The sequence below is a fragment of the Blautia coccoides genome, assembly GCF_034355335.1.
GTDB lineage: Bacteria > Bacillota > Clostridia > Lachnospirales > Lachnospiraceae > Blautia > Blautia producta.
On record NZ_CP136422.1, the window covers coordinates 4751517 to 4770108 of the forward strand.

At 43.9% G+C, this 18592-nt stretch carries 14 protein-coding genes; 2 read left to right on the forward strand and 12 right to left on the reverse strand.

The features are described 5' to 3' along the window. Window positions 1–45: 45 nt before the first annotated feature. From iolE to BLCOC_RS21380, 5 genes are all read right to left on the reverse strand, one after another. Window positions 46–942: a myo-inosose-2 dehydratase gene (gene iolE / locus BLCOC_RS21360; protein ID WP_029468042.1), complete on the reverse strand. Its 897-nt coding sequence runs from the start codon at window positions 940–942 to the stop codon at window positions 46–48. After that, window positions 942–3077 carry a cytidylate kinase family protein gene (locus BLCOC_RS21365; RefSeq protein WP_242998988.1) on the reverse strand — a complete coding sequence of 712 codons (2136 nt, stop codon included), beginning with the start codon at window positions 3075–3077 and terminating at the stop codon, window positions 942–944. The genes iolE and BLCOC_RS21365 overlap by 1 nt, the downstream gene beginning before the upstream one ends. Before the next feature lie 134 nt (window positions 3078–3211). Further along, window positions 3212–4042, reverse strand: coding sequence for a sugar phosphate isomerase/epimerase family protein (locus BLCOC_RS21370; protein ID WP_115623315.1), 831 nt, complete (start codon window positions 4040–4042; stop codon window positions 3212–3214). A gap of 114 nt (window positions 4043–4156) precedes the next feature. Further along, entirely contained in the window at window positions 4157–5161 is a 1005-nt protein-coding gene (locus tag BLCOC_RS21375; RefSeq protein WP_115623316.1) for a Gfo/Idh/MocA family protein, read from the reverse strand. A 789-nt stretch (window positions 5162–5950) separates the two neighbouring features. After that, window positions 5951–6979 (reverse strand): LacI family DNA-binding transcriptional regulator, encoded by a 1029-nt coding sequence (locus BLCOC_RS21380; RefSeq protein ID WP_115623317.1) that lies wholly within the window; start codon window positions 6977–6979, stop codon window positions 5951–5953. A gap of 182 nt (window positions 6980–7161) precedes the next feature. On the opposite strand from BLCOC_RS21380, the gene BLCOC_RS21385 reads away from it, so the two are divergent. Continuing rightward, window positions 7162–7752: an AraC family ligand binding domain-containing protein gene (locus BLCOC_RS21385; RefSeq protein WP_242998989.1), complete on the forward strand. Its 591-nt coding sequence runs from the start codon at window positions 7162–7164 to the stop codon at window positions 7750–7752. 35 nt (window positions 7753–7787) lie between these two features. Then, window positions 7788–8030, forward strand: coding sequence for a helix-turn-helix domain-containing protein (locus BLCOC_RS21390; RefSeq protein ID WP_242999099.1), 243 nt, complete (start codon window positions 7788–7790; stop codon window positions 8028–8030). Between the two features lie 11 nt (window positions 8031–8041). Here the strand turns inward: BLCOC_RS21390 and melB are convergent, their stop codons facing one another. From melB to BLCOC_RS21425, 7 genes are all read right to left on the reverse strand, one after another. Further along, entirely contained in the window at window positions 8042–9499 is a 1458-nt protein-coding gene (gene melB, locus BLCOC_RS21395; protein ID WP_115623318.1) for a melibiose:sodium transporter MelB, read from the reverse strand. A 295-nt stretch (window positions 9500–9794) separates the two neighbouring features. Continuing rightward, on the reverse strand, window positions 9795–11891 hold the full coding sequence (locus BLCOC_RS21400) for an ABC transporter permease (RefSeq protein ID WP_115623319.1): 2097 nt from the start codon (window positions 11889–11891) through the stop codon (window positions 9795–9797). 1 nt (window position 11892) lies between these two features. Next, entirely contained in the window at window positions 11893–12636 is a 744-nt protein-coding gene (locus BLCOC_RS21405; protein ID WP_115623320.1) for an ABC transporter ATP-binding protein, read from the reverse strand. A gap of 324 nt (window positions 12637–12960) precedes the next feature. Next, on the reverse strand, window positions 12961–14001 hold the full coding sequence (locus BLCOC_RS21410; protein ID WP_115623321.1) for a galactose ABC transporter substrate-binding protein: 1041 nt from the start codon (window positions 13999–14001) through the stop codon (window positions 12961–12963). A 38-nt stretch (window positions 14002–14039) separates the two neighbouring features. Then, entirely contained in the window at window positions 14040–15014 is a 975-nt protein-coding gene (locus BLCOC_RS21415; protein ID WP_029468032.1) for a sugar ABC transporter substrate-binding protein, read from the reverse strand. 2 nt (window positions 15015–15016) lie between these two features. After that, window positions 15017–16870 (reverse strand): cache domain-containing sensor histidine kinase, encoded by a 1854-nt coding sequence (locus tag BLCOC_RS21420; RefSeq protein ID WP_115623322.1) that lies wholly within the window; start codon window positions 16868–16870, stop codon window positions 15017–15019. Beyond that, window positions 16860–18470 (reverse strand): response regulator, encoded by a 1611-nt coding sequence (locus BLCOC_RS21425; protein WP_029468030.1) that lies wholly within the window; start codon window positions 18468–18470, stop codon window positions 16860–16862. Before BLCOC_RS21425 ends, BLCOC_RS21420 begins: the two co-directional genes overlap by 11 nt. Between the last annotated feature and the right edge of the window lie 122 nt (window positions 18471–18592).

Consider the following 18592-nt stretch of genomic DNA (forward strand, 5'->3'; position numbering starts at 1 on the left):
AGTTTACAGTTCTGTATTTATATCCATTTGCATTAAAGGTCTGTATTAAAGTCCCGTCTTATCGGCAATGTACGCTCTGGCCTTTTTGGCATATTCCAAAGGATTCGCCTTTGCAGGATCCTGTTCCGCTTCCACGACAACCCAGCCTTCATATCCGGCTTCCTCAAGAATCCTGAAGATCGGTGCAAAATCCACATCCCCGTCACCGGGTACCGTAAACACGCCTTCACGGACACCTTTTAAGAAGCTCCATCTCTCATTCCTGGATTTCTCCACCATTTCCCTGCGAATGTCTTTCAGATGTACATGTTTTACTCTGTTCACATATTTTTTCAGCACTTTTTCCGGGTCAATTCCCGCAAAGGACAGGTGGCCGCTGTCGAAGAGAAGAAATACCAGCTCAGGATCAACCATTTCCATAAAACGATCAATCTCCTCCTCTGTCTGCACAACCGTTCCCATGTGATGATGAAAGGTAAGTGTCATACCCTTGTCTTTTGCTATTTTCCCCAGCTTGTTCAGACCTTCTGCAAGAAGCTTCCACTCCTGATCATCCATGATATATTTGCCTTCCCAGACCGGCAGCTCCATCTTTCCCTGGATACTGTAGCTCTGTTCAGACACACCGATCACTTTTGCTCCCATTTCCCTCAGGAAATCTGTAGCTTTTATGAATTCCTTTTCTGTATCCTCATATGGTTTGGAAATGAGAAAGGATGAAAACCACTGATTGCAGATCCGGATTCCTCTTAAATCCAACGCTTTTTTAAGCACCGCAGTATCTGCAGGGTATTTGCCGCCCACCTCAGAGCCTGTAAATCCAGCCAGAGCCATCTCGCTGACGCACTGCTCAAATGTATTTTCCTTGCCCAGATCCGGCATATCGTCATTGGTCCACGCAATGGGTGCGATACCCAGACTTACTTTATTTTTATCTAACATCATTCATTTCCTCCCTTACTGCTCCTGCTCTCTTCTTTATTCCTGATGTAATCAAGGATCATGGAAACAGTACCCTGTACCCCTGTTTTGGATACATTGACCACCAGATCATAGTGTTTCGGGTCGTCACGGCGCATACCGGTAAATTTCTCATAATAGCTGTTCCGCATCTCATCCTTCTCTTTCAGCTCTGCCAGAGAAATGCCGCCGTAATATTCTCTGCCTTCCTTTTCCCTGTATTCGTCATCCGCATAGATAAAGAATGAGTAAGTGTGCTCCTGTCCACCCAGGATAAAGTTTGCACATCTGCCCAAAAATACGCCGGGTGCGTTCTTGGCAAGGCCCTTAATGATCCGGCTCTGCTCTTCAAACATCTTGACAGCACTCATATCATCCGCCACCCCTGCCTGCGGATATGCATATGGCGAGAATGTGGGTTCCTTATCTCCATAATTGTAATTATCCAGATACTTCTGCACTTCCTCCAGATCAGACGTTTCCATTCCCATCTTCTCTGCCAGCAGACAGATGATCTGACGGTCATAGACACGGCAGTTCAGTTCTTTTGCAATTTCCTCAGCGATTTTTCTTCCGCTGCTGCCATAGACACGGCCAATGGCTACATTGATCTGATTCTCAGAGTTTGCTGCCACCGGAATTTCTTCCGTTTCACCCTTTCCTTCCCTGGAAATCAGTTCCCGCATCATCTTGTCATACATTTTATCCAGCTTGTAACATGCTGCGATGATAAACATGATCACCCAGATCGCAATGGGCACATACAGATAAAAAGTCTTGATCGCAGAGATCGCAGATGCTGTCTGCTCTGCCGCTGTTGCTTTCAGTCCGTCAAATGCTGCCATGGAAAGAATCGCACCCATGATAGCGGATGTAAAGCCTGAACCCGCTTTCTGCCCCATACTCATGGAAGAGAACATAAGGCCTTCCACACGGATGCCTGTCTTCCAGTGGCCATACTCGATCGCATCACTCGGCAAAGAATACTGCACGCCATAGAACGGTGCAATGCCAAATCCTCTCATAATACAGGTTGCAACACCCAGAGGAACACTTGTGATATTCAGCAGGAAGAGGAGCTGTCCCGCGATACCCAGGATACATCCTGCGCAGATCAGGTTTCTCTTTCCGTATTTTGGAAGCAGCTTCGGAAGCATTGCAATGCCGATGATTGTGGATATTTTCTCTGCTGCCGACAGCGGCATTACCAGATCCACATCATTTAACACATACTGACAGTAATAGGTCAGATCGGTTCCGATGATGATCTGATAAGCTGTATAAAAGATCATCAGACCCAGAGCAATAATAAAATACCTGTTGGTCACGGTTACTTTAAATGCAGTCCAGAAAGGTGTATTCTCTTTTTCCTTTTTGTTCGCATCGGCTGCCTGTACACGTTCCGTACAGGTACAATATGTATTGATCAAAACGAATACGGATACAATGGCATATCCCGCGGTCACAAGAATCCAGGCCATCTGCTGGTTGTCGATCAGCTTTGCCACCTTATTGATTAGGGGCAGCGTAAATGCTGTTATGATCATACTTGCCGTAATAGAGAGCACCATACGGATGTTACAGATCACATCCCTTTCTCTCCTGTCACGGCTCATGAGTGAGCCAAGTGCATGGAAAGGCTGGCTGATCGCGGTATATACCACTGTATTCATAATGTTATAAGTTACAAAAGCATAGATGATCTTCCCCATATCTCCCATAGGAGGCATGGTAAACAACAGGACCGCTGCCAACGCGTACGGAATGGCCAGACGCAGGATCCAGATCCTGGCTTTTCCATATTTTGAGTGGGTCCTGTCTATGATAGTTCCCATAAGTACATCTGAGAATCCGTCGAACACCCTGGAGAGCAGCATGATCATACCCACTGCTCCTGCAGATATACCTACTACGTTTGTGTAGAAATATATCAGCAGAGTCGTTGTCATCGTATACATCAAAGTCAGCGCCGGGTCGCCGAAACAATATGCCAGCTTTTCCGACACAGGGACTTTGATGAACTCATTCATATCTTTACCCTTCTGCTTAAAATTAAGCAGTTCGGGAATTCCTCCCTTTGCCATACTATCACCTTTTACAGGGCGGAGCTTCCCCATCCGCCCTGCTCCTTCCTTCTCTTTCTGTGACGAATCCTGTGCTCTTTGGTGTTGATATTCAGCATTCGGATTTCGCACAGCCTGTTATTTTCACTTTCCCATCTCCTTATGCCCCAAAAGGACATATATATCATTTAGAAATATTTTTCTACAAATGCTTTTGTTACCTCAGCAGCTTTTTTCACATTCTCCTCATGAGACATTTCATAATACTCCGGACGGAACTCTTCGATCGTGCACACACCATCAAATCCGATCTCTTTTAAAGCCGCTGCAATTCCTGCATGGTCTACCACGCCTTCTTCCGGCCACAGACGTTTGTCATCGCCGCAGGATCCAAGAGGCAGGTCTTCGCAGTCATTTAAGTGATAAGCAAAGATTTTTTTGCCGTCTGCCGCTTTTAAATCCTCCAGTTTAGAGCACATTTCATGGAAGTGGAAGGTGTCAACTGTGATTCCTACATTGTCCCGGTCCACTGCTTTTACCACATCATATGCAGTGCCAAACTGGTTGATGGAGCAATTTGGAGCGCCGCAGAATTCCAGGGAGATCTTCATGTCAGCCCCCACTTTGTCTGACAGATAGCGAAGTCTTTCCACTGCCTCTTCCTTGATTTCACTTATACTCTTATCCTTCACATCAAAGTTCGGAACTGTGATCAGCATTTTCATACCGATGGCTTTGGAAACTTTCAGGATGAAATCCACTTCATCGTCAATTTCCTTCTCACCGGCTTTGTCTCTCTGGTTAAAATAAATCAGGGTATTGTAAGCCCATGGTTTCAGATGATGGTTTTTAAACCAGTCAGCCAGTTCCTCCAGGGTATGCTCCTGTAAATAATCCTTCACACAGTCAAAACGTATTTCGATATAATCAAATCCGTATTTTTCACACATTTCCATATCAGCCAGTAAGGACTGTCCTTTACACTCCAGTGCAGTTGCCTCGTTAAATCCAATTTTCATAATTCTATTCCATCCTTTCGGTTTTTGTCTTATTTTGCCGGATGCTTAGCAAAACGCATCCGGCCGCTCATCTGTTCATCCTGACTTCCCGGCGTATTTTACCGGGAACACTTTTTATTTGTAGAATTCCGGCTTTTCCACTGCTGCGTTGATCGGCTCTACAGCACCAGTCTCCTGTGCTTTTACCAGCGCATCTGCTGTAATGGCAGCCAGGTAGCCATCCCATGCAGTTGGTCCGTTGATCACGCCCTCAGCAGCTGCGTCAACCCAATCCTGGACCTCTGTGTCATACGCGTCTTTAAATCTTACGAAACAGTCTGTGTCGATGGTTGTGGAAACAGCGGCATTTTTACGGATACTGGGGTAGATCGGTGATGGCATCTTGATGGCGCCGTCTTCACAAACCACTTCACAGTTGATGTCATATCCGAATTTACAGTTTACAAAAACTTCAACGTCGATGCATACACCCTTTTTAGTGCGCAGCAGCATGATCTGCGGATCTTTTAACTCAGAGTGAGAGTATTTTGTCACCTTGGGCATGATCACCTGTGCAGATTCGTACTCGTCATCCACTAACCAGTGAAGTACATCAATTTCATGGATCGCTGTATCATGAACAGCCATGGGAGTTGTATAGTTGGTGCCAACCTCCGGGTTCCTGTGTGTACAGTGAAGGATCAGCGGCTCGCCGTATTCACCGGATGTGAGGGCTTCCTTCACCTGCATGTAGCCTTTGTCGTATCTTCTCATGAAACCAAGCTGGATGAGATGTTTTCCTGATGCAGCTTCCGCCTCTACTACTTTCAGACAGTCCTCAGCAGTTGTGCAGAGCGGTTTCTCACAAAAGATCCTCTTTCCTGCTTTGATCGCCGCCAAAAGGGATTCCACATGTGCAAATCCAGGAGATACGATGAACACCGCGTCCACATCCGGATCCTGGATCAGTTCGTTTGCATCTGTATATACCTTTGCCCCGCAGATTGCTGCTGCCTGCTTTGCGCTCTCTTCAAATACATCTGATACTGCAATTACTTCAGCTCCCTGAATCTTGTTTGTCAGTCTTTTGATGTGGTCCTTACCCATTCCGCCGCATCCGATAACTCCTACTCTTAACATAATACATATCCTCCATTTTTTCTTTTTGCTTTTCTGTAGTTTATATTTTGTTTTTGTTCTTTCTTGATGATGCAATCATACCATAGCGTTCACGTGAACGCAATTGATTTATTGTACAAGATTCACAGTCCATTTTTATTGACTTTTGCTAATTGATAAAAAACAGACAATGTTTTTGTGCATGTCGCCTGTTTTTACTACTTTATATTCAGCTATTCCCTTATTTATTTGTGTATTTTTACTTCGTCGAGGTAAAACATCAGTTCAAATGCATTCTTCCCAAAGTTCCCAATATGGTATATTTATATTATATTTTTAGTATTTTTCCAATATAATCAGTTGTATTATGGGTATGTTTTATATTTTTCATGCGCGTGCACGTATGTTTTAATAGTCATTCACAACTGTGTTTTCTATGGTCAGCGGTCCTTCATCAAAATTCTATTTTCTGTAATTTTATGCCTTGAAGGAACCGACATAGATCAACACTTATCCAAATAACCTTGAGAAAACACGTACATTTGCTGCAATGACCGCAAAAAAACTTCCTATCAAAAAATCTTCAGCAGCCAAGCAAACGTCCCGTCTCCGACAGCGGTCCTCTATGGATCATTATGGATCATCACCTATAACAGTAAAAATGCTGTACAATTTCAATTTTTACAGTAACGATGCTGTACAGCTCCTATTTTACAGTAACTATGCAGTACAGCTCCTATTTTTAGTGGAATAACGGCAGAAACGCCTCAGATCATTTATCATAATACGGCCGCCGAAACGGCCGTACCTCTACAGATTATACCGGTTTTTTATCATGATCTCCGCATAACGGTATACGGACTCTGGTTTTTCATCGTCAAACAACAGGTGGAACAAGATCATCACCGGTTCATATCCCTGCATATAGGAATCCTGACCGATAAGAAAATTGATAGCCCCGCGCTCCACCCATTTTTTATTCTCATCCAGAAAGTCATTGCCTATCACTTTGATCTCATGTTCTTTTCCAAGCTTCTCAAGCATTTCACAGACCCCTTTTACCGCAGTTCCTGTCACATAAATGCCCTTCAGCTTTGGATACTGCTCCAGAAGCTCCTCCACGATTTTTGCGGCTACCCACTCGTCATCATAGGAATATTTCGTTCCCACAAGCTGGATATCGGGATAACTCTCAAGTATTTCTGACTGGAAGCCCCGGATACGGTTATTTAATGCCGGATTGGATATATGGCCTGAGATCACCGCCACTTCCCCCTCTCCCCCTGTGATCTCCCCCATCAGCCCGGCTGCTGTCCTACCGCTCTGTATGGTGTTCTGTCCCACAAAACACAGCCGCTTTGTATCCTCTATGTCAGAGTTAAACGTGATAATGGGAATTCCGTACTCCTCTGAAAACTGGTTGATCATTCTTTTCAGCATGGTGTCCTCTGAAGGAGAGAGGGCAATACCTGAATACTCCTGTGTCTTCAGCTCATGCATGATCTCCATTACCCTGCCGGCATCCACACCGTCTACACGGAATATCTCCACTGTGCCGCCCAGGCTTTCCACCTCTTGTTTTGCCGCTTTCATGCCTTCGTAAACCTGCTCCATAAACGGTGTCTGGGCTGACTGCATGATAACCCCTATTTTAAGATTCCTTTTTGCCATGACAAGCGCTCTGCCCGCAAGACTGGGCTGATATCCCATATCCTTTGCTATTTTCTTTATCTTCTCCGCCACCTCCGGCCGAACTCTTCCCCTGTCCTTCAGTGCCCGGTCTACCGTTCCTCTGGATACCCCGGCCGCCTCCGCAATCTGCTGTAATGTTACTGGCATAATCATCCTCCCGCCTTAAATGTACTCGTGCACGCACTTTTGTCTTATTATATTCCATTTAGAACAGTTATGCAAGAACAAAGATATAGGAAATGTATTGTCTTCACTCCGCCCCCGGGCTATAATGATAAATGCCAAAACCTAAAACGTGAAATTTAAACAAAATCTGAAAGGAGACTGCTATGTACACATTTGTACAGATGAAATATCAGACCAACCAGCATTTCTATCCTCTGTTCTGCGGTTACCAGACCTGTGATCCCTCCTACTCCTTCGGTCCGGCGGTCCGGGACTATCATCTCCTTCATTTCTGTATCAGCGGCAAAGGACAGTTTTTTTCCAATGATATATGCTATGACATCTGTGAAGGCCAGGGATTTCTTATTTCCCCAAAACAACTCACCTTTTATCAGGCAGATGCTGTTCATCCCTGGACCTATCTTTGGATTGCCTTTGAGGGCGACATGGTAAAAAAGTATCTGTCACTCTGTGGTCTCTCCATAAATACCCCAATCATACAATGCCCGCAGAAAGACAGACTACAGCAGATCATTTTAGATATGATCGCACATGGCAGCGCAACCATCAGCAACGAGCTTTACAATCAAGGACTTTTATACCAATTCTTTTCATTACTTGCCCAGTCTCCGTCTCTTGCATCCAGACCGGAAGAAAGTATTGACAATCATATATTGCGAAAGCTATTGAATACATTCGTTTTAATTACCAGGCCCAGATCACTGTTCAGGATATCGCGGATTATGTATCTCTGAACCGCAGTTATCTGACTACTGTCTTTCAGAAAAATCTGCATTTCTCACCACAGCAGTTCCTTATGCGGCACCGTATTACAAAGGCCACAGAAATGCTGGTGGAAACTGACCATCTGATACAGAATATCGCCAGCTCCTGCGGCTACGCCAATGAACTGTCTTTTGCCAAAGCATTTAAGAAAGTTACCGGACTCAGCCCTTCTGAATACCGCAAAAAAAAGAGGATTCCCCCAAACACGATCCGTAGGGAGGATCCTCATAAAGATGAATCTTTTTAACTTTACAGAACTCAGATACTGCTGTGTACCAAATCGTTTTCCGGTACAACCTTCTGCCCGTACTCCGGCTTATGATCATTTTGGAGGATCAGGCTGTCCGGTGCGCTGCTTTTTCTTGTCTCCAGTACACTCATGATCTTGTCGTAATATATGCCGTCCAGTTTAAAAAACCTCTTATACACCAAAAGACTCATGCAGGCACACACAGCGGGCAGCAGGATCATAACAATGGTGATTCCGTTTTTTGTAGCTGTGCTCTGCACCACATTCGGCACATATCCTGTCAGATCCAGAGCAAAACCGGTAAACAGAGAACCCATGGCAGAAGAAAATTTAACCAGAAGTGTCTGCATGGAAAACGTAACGCTCTCATTCCTGGTTCCTGCCTTATACTCTCCGTAATCCACTACATCTGCCAGAATAACGGTCACACTGCCAAGCTGCAGCCCGGAACCGAATTTAAACAAAAAGGCACAGAGCGCCGCAGCCGCCACACTCCCGGGCGCTGCAAATCTAGCTGCCAGAAGCAGGCCCAGACCAACCAGAGGAAATACACAGGCGGCTGTATATACCTTTTTTCTTGACAGAAGGCTTACCAGCTTTGGAAAAGCGATCAGACCTGCCATCTCCGCGATTCCGCACACTGCGGTAAATACAGAGAACAGCGACTCCCCTCCCACCACATATTTAAAGTAATACATAGATACGCCCACTACTATCTGGGTTGCCAGGTTATAAAACAATATGATCCCGATCGTCACCAAAAGCTGATCATTCTGACGGATAATGCGAAATGCCTGAAGAAGTGAAATTTTCTCAGCTTTATCATCTGCTGCTGGTTTTCTATCCTTAACGTTGAACACAGTAAGACCAATGGTAAACACAAAAAGAACTGCAATAATAATGGATATATAATGAAATCCCATCTGCCTTTCGGCCACAGAACTTCCTCCGCCCAGCCGGTCTACAAACTGCAGGCCAAAACCGCCTATGATAAAAAAGGCACAGCTTGCGAAAGTTCTCGGTATTACAGAAACCTTTTCCCTCTCTGTTTTATCACTGGTAAGATTGGGAAGCATGGACCAGTACGGAATATCCATGATCGTGTAAGTCATTCCCCACAGAATATAGAATACTGTTGCGTATACATACATTCCTTTTGCACTGATTCCCCCGAAACGGGTGAACAACAGAATATAGACCACTACATTCACCAATGTGCCAATCACCAGCCACGGTTTGAATTTTCCAAAGCGGCTTCTTGTGTTATCCACGATCGTGCCCATAAAAATATCATTCAATGCATCCCAAATTCTGGCGATAAAAAACATGGTTCCTACAAAAGCTGCGTTCAGTCCCAGAATATCTGTAAAATACACCATGATATAGACGAACACCAACTGACAAACCATATCTTTCCCAAAAGCACCCAGTCCATATGACAATTTTTCTTTCATTGATAGCTTCATCTTGTTTCCCCTTCTCTGTCAGAATATGCCCATAGGCAGACTCTATCATTACTTTTGTTGAATCAATATTAGAGGAACATTTTTATTTCCCCTTAATTTCTTAAAAAGTATACCATAAAAAGGGATTTTTTAAAGAATCCTATGTTTGCAATACCATTCCAAATGTTAGGTACTCATATAACTTTACAAATATTTTTCTGTTTTTTTTGACACACATCCGGCAATAAAAATACCCGACAGCATATACAAAACTACTGCTAGGTATTTTTCTATTCAAAGTTTAAACATATGTCTATTATATTTTCAGGATTTTCTCTGACTTTTTCAAAGAAATCCTATATAGGAAGAACTGGTATCCCCATATAACGGCAATCACAACCGCCATCAAACCCGCGATGCCCACTTCTCTTGCTGTCATGACACCGTCATTCTGCCACATGATCAAAAGTTCATAGATGAACATCAGAAGACATCCCATAACCGTAGGCAGGACAAAACATTTGCTGATTTGACCTTTTAAAAGACCGCGGAGGTACTTTTTATTTGCCCCTAATTTTTCCAGATCCATGAAAATCTGACTGTTTTTCAGTGCCACATTCTGACTTCTTGTATATAAAATAATGCTCTCAGAAGCTAGACATATAATGGCAATATATGCAAACAGCAGTAAATAGATCGCACGCCTCATAGCGGCATTTTCTTTTTCAAGGGGCACAATCGTTGGTCTGTAAAGCCAATCCTGTTCCAGGGCCGGTCTTTTTCCGTCATAAATCCCCTGTAAATTATAGCTATAATCGTCTCCCAGAACTTTTGACTGATATGCATTATAAGCAGAAATGTGATCCATACTGTCCGATGCTCTGCCGCAGAACTGTTCAAACAGTTTTTCACAGTATGCATAGGTCTGTTCACTGTCCTCTATATTGAACAATACCTGGCGTATTATTTTGTCATCCGTGATACCGGCTCTCAGTTTTTCATAATCCGCATCACTGACAATATACCTTGTCTGGGCATTAAATCCCATGTCCATCACAAGAGAATGATATGTCACCAGACCATCGTATTCCATGGGAATAAAATCCTCTTCATTCTGCATATACAGCCTGGTCATATCATCGAATTTGTTAAAAATATTTTCCTTTGCCTCTTCCGATTGTATTATTTTGTAATGGCCTTCTGCAACCTCTGTCTCTTTTCCGGTCAAAATCTCAAACTGAGATGCGCCGATACATTCATAGTAAAAATATTGTTCCTTATATTCTTCTATAAGGTTATTGTTCTCATCCACATCCTCACGGCTCACGCCATCCCCCAAAACCTGGATGAACTCTGCCTCCCTGTAATCCTTTACAGAGACCTGATACTGGTCTGCCAAAGAAAACACATCTTCTTTAGACAATTCATCCACATCAACCGGATACCGATAAGATATATCATCCTCGGCTTTTTCTAAACCGTGTTCTCCCTGAAGAGGCAGATAAAAGATGCCCAGCATAACTCCCATAAGCAGCAGCGCAATGACAAGCATATTTCTTACAATAGAGCCTCCTTGAAATTTGAGCATGCCGTAAGATATCACATTATCATAATATTTCTGTGGATTTTTCCCCTTTTTGTGCGCAGCTATGGAATAGACCAAAATGCGGTAAAGTCCCACTGCCGCAGAAATATAGAACAGATTTGTCCACCATCCCAGCCAGTGCCCGCTTACTCTAACGGTTATAATGGGCAGAAAATAGCCTATTGCCACGCCTAAGACGATCATCACGACGCCCGATACCAGATAGGACAATGTCACACTCCTTTTCAAAGGCTCCTGTCTGCGCTGTTCATTGATGATATCCATGATATTACTCCTCTTCATGAACCGCACACACATGACTCCCACACATAGGATCAAAAGGAGACTGTAAACAACACCGCCTATAACTCCGAAAATGGAAATAGAAAAGTGATTATCATTCCCGCTGCTTGCTATTTTTTCAAATATAACACCGATGATACTCCCAAAGATAACTCCCATAAGAATACCTGCCAGGGAACACAGAGCCATCATCTTGCCCATTTCCATGAATAATGCTCTGGCAAGATTCCTTTTTCCGGCCCCCAGCGCAAGGAAAATCCCTGTCTCCCTGCTCTTATATCTCAAAAACAGACTGGCCGCATAGATACTGAACATTACGCATCCTGCCGCTGCAAGAAAGAAGATCATATCTGCTATTTTTCTGGAGTCTCCCCCGTTTGGCAAAGTTTTCTGCACCAGGCCGCTTCCGTATATGACCAGATAGGAGGTGATCAGCAGAATAGAAAGTGTCACACAGAACTGGAACTGCAGATATTCTTTTTTATTGTTTTTCCTTAATTTTGCAAATAATCCGCTCAGCTTCATTTTATTCACCACCGTTCATTTTTCTCAAAACATCTAAAAGCTCTTCCATGAATTGTCTGTGATCGCCATTGCTTGTCAATTCTGTATATACCCTTCCGTCCTTCATCACGATCACCCTGTCACAATAACTAGCGGAAAAACTGTCATGGGTTACCATAAATGTAGTGGCATTTAATTCCTTCTGAGCCTCTAAAAAAGCCCCGATCACTGCCTCGCTGGAACGGCTGTCCAGATTACCTGTGGGTTCATCTGCAAGGATCAAAAGCGGATTATTCATAAGCGCCCTTGCCACTGCGGTTCTCTGTTTCTGTCCGCCGGATATCTCTGCCGGAAATTTTTTTGCAATATCCGCAATATCAAACATTTTCAGGAGCTTTTCTGCTTTTGTCTCCATCTGCCTGTATGGTTCCTGGTGGATAACTTTTGGCACACATACATTTTCAAATACATTCAGACCATCCAGAAGCATGAAATCCTGAAAAACAAACCCCAGCTTTTCATTTCTTATTTTTGCGATCTGTTCCTCTTTCATATTGGATATATTGACTCCGTCCAACAGGATTTCTCCTTTGTCGTGTGGTATGAAGCAGGAAATACAGTTTAAAAGGGTTGTTTTCCCCGAACCGGACGGTCCCATAACTGCCACAAATTCCCCTTCCTCGATGGAAAAAGAGACATCCTTTAATACCTCGTATGTGGTATTTCCTGTCTTATAGCTTTTGTATAAATGATTCACCTGTAACATAATATAATCCTCCCTGATCTCTATATATTGTGCATTTGCAGTTTTGCACTTGTTGTTCGTATGCATTTATTCTATCGAAAAAAGGAGGAGGATCACAGATGATGAGATGACAAGTTTGGTATGATTTTTGTAAAGTTTTGCATCCATTGTCATAATTGTACTTTTGGCACAAAAATTAACCGGTAAATGCATTCTGCATTCACCGGTCAGAGTAGATGATATATAACATTTTCTTAATTGATGCGCGTCTATTTATACTCCTTTGCCGCTTGATACGGAAACTCTGTCTATTCTAATAATCTGACAAAAGCTTTTTAAAAACACCTATTTCTCTTTCCTGAGGTAATCGCCCACATTATCTATTGTAACCTTGGAATACGGCAGATAAATATATTTCTCTTTTTCAAATTTAATGTCTTCCATACCCCTTCCTGAAACAAGTGCCACAGCTAACTTGGCCATTGCCTCCGCCTGTCCTTCCTTGTCATTATATACCGTCCCTGACATCTCCGAATCCAGGACCGCCTGCAGACCCACATCTGTACCATCAACTCCAAAAAACACCGGGAGGGCAGACTCAGAATAATTTAACTTCTTATAAGCATCAATGGCCCCAAGCGCCATATCATCATTATTTGCCAAAACCAGCTCGATCTTACTCTGATACTGGCTTATGAGCAGCAGCATACGGTTCTGTGCCTGTGCACGATTCCAGTTCGCGATCCCATAGCTCAGCTTCTCCAGTTCGATTCCCTTATTTTTCAGCGTATCCACCGCATTTTCCGTGCGGATAATGGCATCCTGATGGCCCGGCTCTCCTTCCAGGACCACATACTGGATCTTGCCATCCTTATTGCGGTCAATCTGGCTGTTGGCCTGTATCACGTCGGCAGCCAGTTCCCCCTGCATTACACCGGATTGTTTTGCTTCCGCACCCACATAATAGAGCTTGTCCCACTGCATCAGATCCTCTGCCACTGGTTCCCTGTTAAAAAATATGATAGGTACGTCATTATCCCTGGCAAGATCAATGATCTCCGACGGATCTGCCCGGTCTACCAGATTCACACAGAGAACATTACAGCCCGCATCGATTAGTTCCTTCACCTGATCGTTCTGTGTCCTCTGGGAGCCGGCCGCATCCCGAAGAGTCACAGTGGTCTTAAACTCCTGGCCTCCCAGCTCATTGAGCTGCTCTTTAAAGCAGGTGATCAATTGCTCAAGGAATGTATCACTTTGATTATAACAGATCACTCCCGCGTGAATCTTATCTGACGCTGACTGCTGCTGTTCACCGCAGGCACATAAGAGCAGTGTACTCATGCAGAAAATCACTCCTGCGGCCAATATCTTTTTCATTTTCATAGTATACCCCTGGTTTCTTCCAACTTGCCATGACAGATTTATTGGCTCATTGTAAAGAGAACTTCCTGATTTTCTTTTGAAAACAGTGTATCTCTGCGGATGACCGTATAGGAAACGGTTCTATCCTGCATTTTGTGGAAGGAATGCTTTAAACTCTCTGCCGCTTCTGTCAGGCTTTGATATCCAACATTAAATTCGTCAGGCACCACCAGACATTCCGCAAAGCCTGTGTCCAGATAATAGACGGCTTCCGTAGAATTCCCGATCCCATACACTAAGGCTCCATGCAGATTCTTGGCCGCAGCCGTTTTTCCGGCTGTGGTCAGACTGTTATCATCAAGAGCGATCACGATATCCACTCTTGGATGTGCTCCCAACAGATTTTCTTCTGTCTCCTCAAAGGAATCGTAGACAGACCAGCTTACCACGGCGCCGGTGTCTCTCAGAGCATCACGGACCCCCTTTTCCCGATTGACCGCCGCTTCTGAATCAGCCGTTTCTGAAAGGATCCCTAATGTCTTTCCATTTATATTTCCGTTATAATCTTTCAGCAGTTCTTCTGCCAAAGCTCTGCCCATGGCATAATGATCCGGTTCAGTGGTCGGAAGCGCAGAAGTCTCTTTTTCCTTTGACGCCGTGCATCCCACAAGCATGACCGGAATCTTTTTTTCTATATTTCTTAGCATTCTCTCTGTGTCAGCCCCCGGAACCGGCTGTACTATCACCGCGTCGGCTCCATTCTCAATCTCGCGTTCGATCATGCTCTTTGCTTCCTCTGCCGTCAGCCCGCCACCGGTGCTGACTACAAACATCTCAATTTTCTGGTCCTCTGCTGCCATTCTCAGCCCATATTTGAACGCAGACCACTGGTTGTCATCCGAATTCTGAATGATCACAGAAACCTTATCAAGTGCTTTTCCGTTTTTTTCCCGAAGCATAACGGCAGCCAGTATGACTACCATTACAGCCAAAACCGCTTCTATCAGAATAAACAATCTTTTGCTGTTTTTCATCTCTATTTACCCTGTGTTTTCCTGTCAGTCATTTCTTCCCTGCTGAAAATATATCCCTTCTCCAGGATCCTGCTGTTTTCCTCTGTATAGGGAACTGCCGGAATACAGATGGAAACCGTCGTCCCCTCATCCGGCTCACTTTCAACCCTGAGCCCATACTCTTTTCCGAAGAGGATCTGAATGCGGTTGTTCACATTCACAAGACCCACTCCGGATCCGTGCTTATGGACCCGTTTACTGTCCGTGAGTATGAGGCTTACCTCCTCCTCGGACATGCCTATTCCATTGTCTGTCACCGCGAAGATAATATTATCATCTTTATGTACTCCGGTCACCTTGATCTCTCCACAGTCGTCCATACTGCTGACTCCGTAGGCAATGGCATTTTCCAGTATGGGCTGTAAGATCAGTTTCACCGTACAATAAGAATATATGGATGGGTCCACATCAAATACAATAGAAAAAGCATTCTTATACCGGACTTTCTGTATATTCATATAGCTCTGTGCATGCTGAAGCTCATCCTTCACACTGATCACGGTTCGTCCCTTGGAAAGGCTGATCCGAAAAAGCTTTGCCAACTGTGAGATCATGAATACAGCGTCATCATTTCTCTCCCCTTCGATCATCCACGTAATAGATTCCAATGCATTATACAAAAAATGGGGATTGATCTGACTCTGCAACGCATCAAGCTCACTTTTTCTTCTTTCGTTCTGTTCCAAAACGATTTTCCGCATAAGGGTATCGATCTGCTCATAGGACTTCTGAATGGAATACCCCAGATGCCTGATCTCCAGTGAACCTCCGGTATAGATTTCCGGCTTTTCCCCTGCCTCATATTCTATCACCGAATTATTCAGCTTCAAAATGGGGCTGGAGATCCTGACGGAGACAACACGGTTGATGATCACAAGCATCATGGCCATCAGAAGTATAAGCACCACAATAAAATACCGAATATTGATCATTCCGTGGGTAAATGTGGAATAAGGGATCACACCCACCAGTTTCCATCCGGTATAGCTTATGGTGTTGACGATCACCTTCCGGTGTTCGCCCTCAAAGGTCTCATCATAGACGCCGTCTTTGTATTTTGCAGCGATTTTACTGTTTTCCTTTCCTATCCCATCGCTGATCTGTATCTGACGCATGTGGTAAATAATTTCCCCGTTGCTGTCACACAGATAATAATACTGTCCGTTATTTAAGGTATTGATCTGCTTCATCATCCGTGAAATATTGGAATAATCCATATCTACAAGCAGAACGCCTAACTGTGAATCCCCGTTATTTGTAAGCTCCACAACCCGGCTTAAGGAAATCACCCAATAGTAACGCAATGTGCCGTCATCAAAGAGATTCTGAATGTGGGGCGTGGAAAAATGCATATTCTCCATTTTCCCCATAGCCTTTTTGAACCAGTCCTGTCTGGTCACATCCGGGTCCTCTTTCTGGGATGCAAGGGGTTCCGCTGCCATCAGACTCCCGTAGTTATTGTATATGGCAATGCTCCGCAGACTGTCCCTGTTTGCTTCATACAGAAGATTCATCCCCCTCTGGATATCCATATCCTGGTTGGACAGATCGTTCTCTTTTATCACATTGTAATAAATCGCATCCGAAATCTGCCGCATACTACCCAGATAATCCTCCAGGTTTTCCCCTGCCTGTTCCATCAGCTTCTGTGTACTCTGGGTTATTTCCTGCCGGGATAAAAAAGAAAATCTGATATACATCACAATTCCCAGGATCAGCATGATGGAAATAGATATCACGGAAATGGCAAACATGATCGTTGACTGTATTCCTCTCGGCTTTACATTCTTCAAACGTCCGAAATACTTATTTTTCACTTTCTGTATGCTCCGTTCTGTATTTTGAAGGTGACACGCCAAACCGCCTTTTAAATACATAACTAAAATAATTTGGATCCGTGTAGCCCACATTTTTTGCTATAATATAACTCTTCTCATTTGTCTCGATCAGCAGACGCGATGCCCGATCCATACGGTAATCCGTTAAATAGCCAATAAAAGAATTTCCTGTCTCTTTTTTAAAAATTGTAGAAAAGTAGGAATTCGACACCCCCAAAACCTCACAGATATTGTCCAGGGACAATTCCTCATCCGCGTAGTTATTACGGATATATTCCATAGCCTTGGATACAAAAGATTTGGTTGACCTGCTTCGTGCACTGATCAATTTTTCACGGAAGGAAATACTTATATCAATCAGCCATTTCCGCAGTTCATCCGGTCCCAAATCCAGCAGGCCGCTGTACAGGGTCCTCATATCTCCGGAAAAATCATCAGAGGCAATGTCATTGTTAGCCGAAAACCGGTACAATGCACTTACCAGCTCCATAATGTCTATATGATGCTGCTGCAGTGATTTTGCCGGAAAAGATATATGGTCCAGATACTTGTTGACCGCCTGAGTGATCTCTTCTGCGGACTTAAGACGGATCATTTTAAATAACTCAGACAATTCGGAATCACCGGCCGCATCGGATTTGCTCATCTCCTGGGGTGCGATCTCTTTGATATTGATCGCCCTGGAGGCGCCATAGATCACTCGGTAAGAAACAGCCTCTCTTGCACTGCTGTAGGACTGGGACAGTTCCAGGATATTACTGCAGACCTGACCAATACCCACAGTGACAACAGCACCTATAATACGGTGGGCATATCTGCAGAACCTGTCGCATTCATCTGTCAGTTCTGAAACCTCATATTCATTTTCAAGCTGTGCGATCAATATGGTATTTCCCAAGTAAGAAAAGCATTTTGCCTGCCATTTTTCCCCTAGGCGCTCCTTGGCCTGATTATGGACGGATGTGGATAAAAGCAGAGGATTCATGTCCTTTGGCACCTGACTTGACGATGTGTGAATGACAACGCAGCAAAAGAACGGCCCCGGAAAAGAAATTTGATAATCCGTAAGATATTTGGGAATCTCATCTACATGGATTCTTCCCTCAACCAATGTGGAATAGAAGTTAGCCTGCAAAAGCGGCAGGGATTCCATATAGCACTTCTGTAAAATCTCCACATTTCTCTTTTCACTGATCTCCTGATCCAGTTTTATTTTCAGCTGTGTGAGTACATTGGTCAGCTCCACCGAATTGACCGGTTTCAGAATATACTCTTCAACCTCCAGATGGATAGCTTCCTTGGCATATTCAAATTCATCAAATCCTGTAAAGATCAGTATCTTGGTTGCGGGGTATTCCGTCTTAATGTGGTTGGACAGTTCCATACCATCCATATATGGCATTTTGATATCGGTCATCACAACATCCGGCTGAAATTCCTCTACCATTTCCAGGGCTTTCATGCCATTATTAGCATATCCGATCACTGAGAACCCCAGCGCCTCCCAATTAATTTTCCTCATGATGACCTGGATCACTTCTTCCTCATCATCCACCAAAAGCACTTCATATGTATCCATTTCTCTTGTCTCCATGCAGGTGTTTTTCACCTCGTATTGTAATATTATAACAAATACAAAAATAAATGTAAATGTCGTCACTGTCAAAATGCAGGAAAAGGGCCAGAAGTGTTCTGACCCTT

What these genes read in the sequence shown, in the direction of transcription:
- iolE (WP_029468042.1), bottom strand. Translation starts at nt 942, where the DNA reads ATGTTAGATAAAAATAAAGTAAGTCTGGGTATCGCACCCATTGCGTGG.
- BLCOC_RS21365 (WP_242998988.1), bottom strand. Translation starts at nt 3,077, where the DNA reads ATGGGGAAGCTCCGCCCTGTAAAAGGTGATAGTATGGCAAAGGGAGGA.
- BLCOC_RS21370 (WP_115623315.1), bottom strand. Translation starts at nt 4,042, where the DNA reads ATGAAAATTGGATTTAACGAGGCAACTGCACTGGAGTGTAAAGGACAG.
- BLCOC_RS21375 (WP_115623316.1), bottom strand. Translation starts at nt 5,161, where the DNA reads ATGTTAAGAGTAGGAGTTATCGGATGCGGCGGAATGGGTAAGGACCAC.
- BLCOC_RS21380 (WP_115623317.1), bottom strand. Translation starts at nt 6,979, where the DNA reads ATGCCAGTAACATTACAGCAGATTGCGGAGGCGGCCGGGGTATCCAGA.
- BLCOC_RS21385 (WP_242998989.1), top strand. Translation starts at nt 7,162, where the DNA reads ATGTACACATTTGTACAGATGAAATATCAGACCAACCAGCATTTCTAT.
- melB (WP_115623318.1), bottom strand. Translation starts at nt 9,499, where the DNA reads ATGAAGCTATCAATGAAAGAAAAATTGTCATATGGACTGGGTGCTTTT.
- BLCOC_RS21400 (WP_115623319.1), bottom strand. Translation starts at nt 11,891, where the DNA reads ATGAAGCTGAGCGGATTATTTGCAAAATTAAGGAAAAACAATAAAAAA.
- BLCOC_RS21405 (WP_115623320.1), bottom strand. Translation starts at nt 12,636, where the DNA reads ATGTTACAGGTGAATCATTTATACAAAAGCTATAAGACAGGAAATACC.
- BLCOC_RS21410 (WP_115623321.1), bottom strand. Translation starts at nt 14,001, where the DNA reads ATGAAAATGAAAAAGATATTGGCCGCAGGAGTGATTTTCTGCATGAGT.
- BLCOC_RS21415 (WP_029468032.1), bottom strand. Translation starts at nt 15,014, where the DNA reads ATGAAAAACAGCAAAAGATTGTTTATTCTGATAGAAGCGGTTTTGGCT.
- BLCOC_RS21425 (WP_029468030.1), bottom strand. Translation starts at nt 18,470, where the DNA reads ATGGATACATATGAAGTGCTTTTGGTGGATGATGAGGAAGAAGTGATC.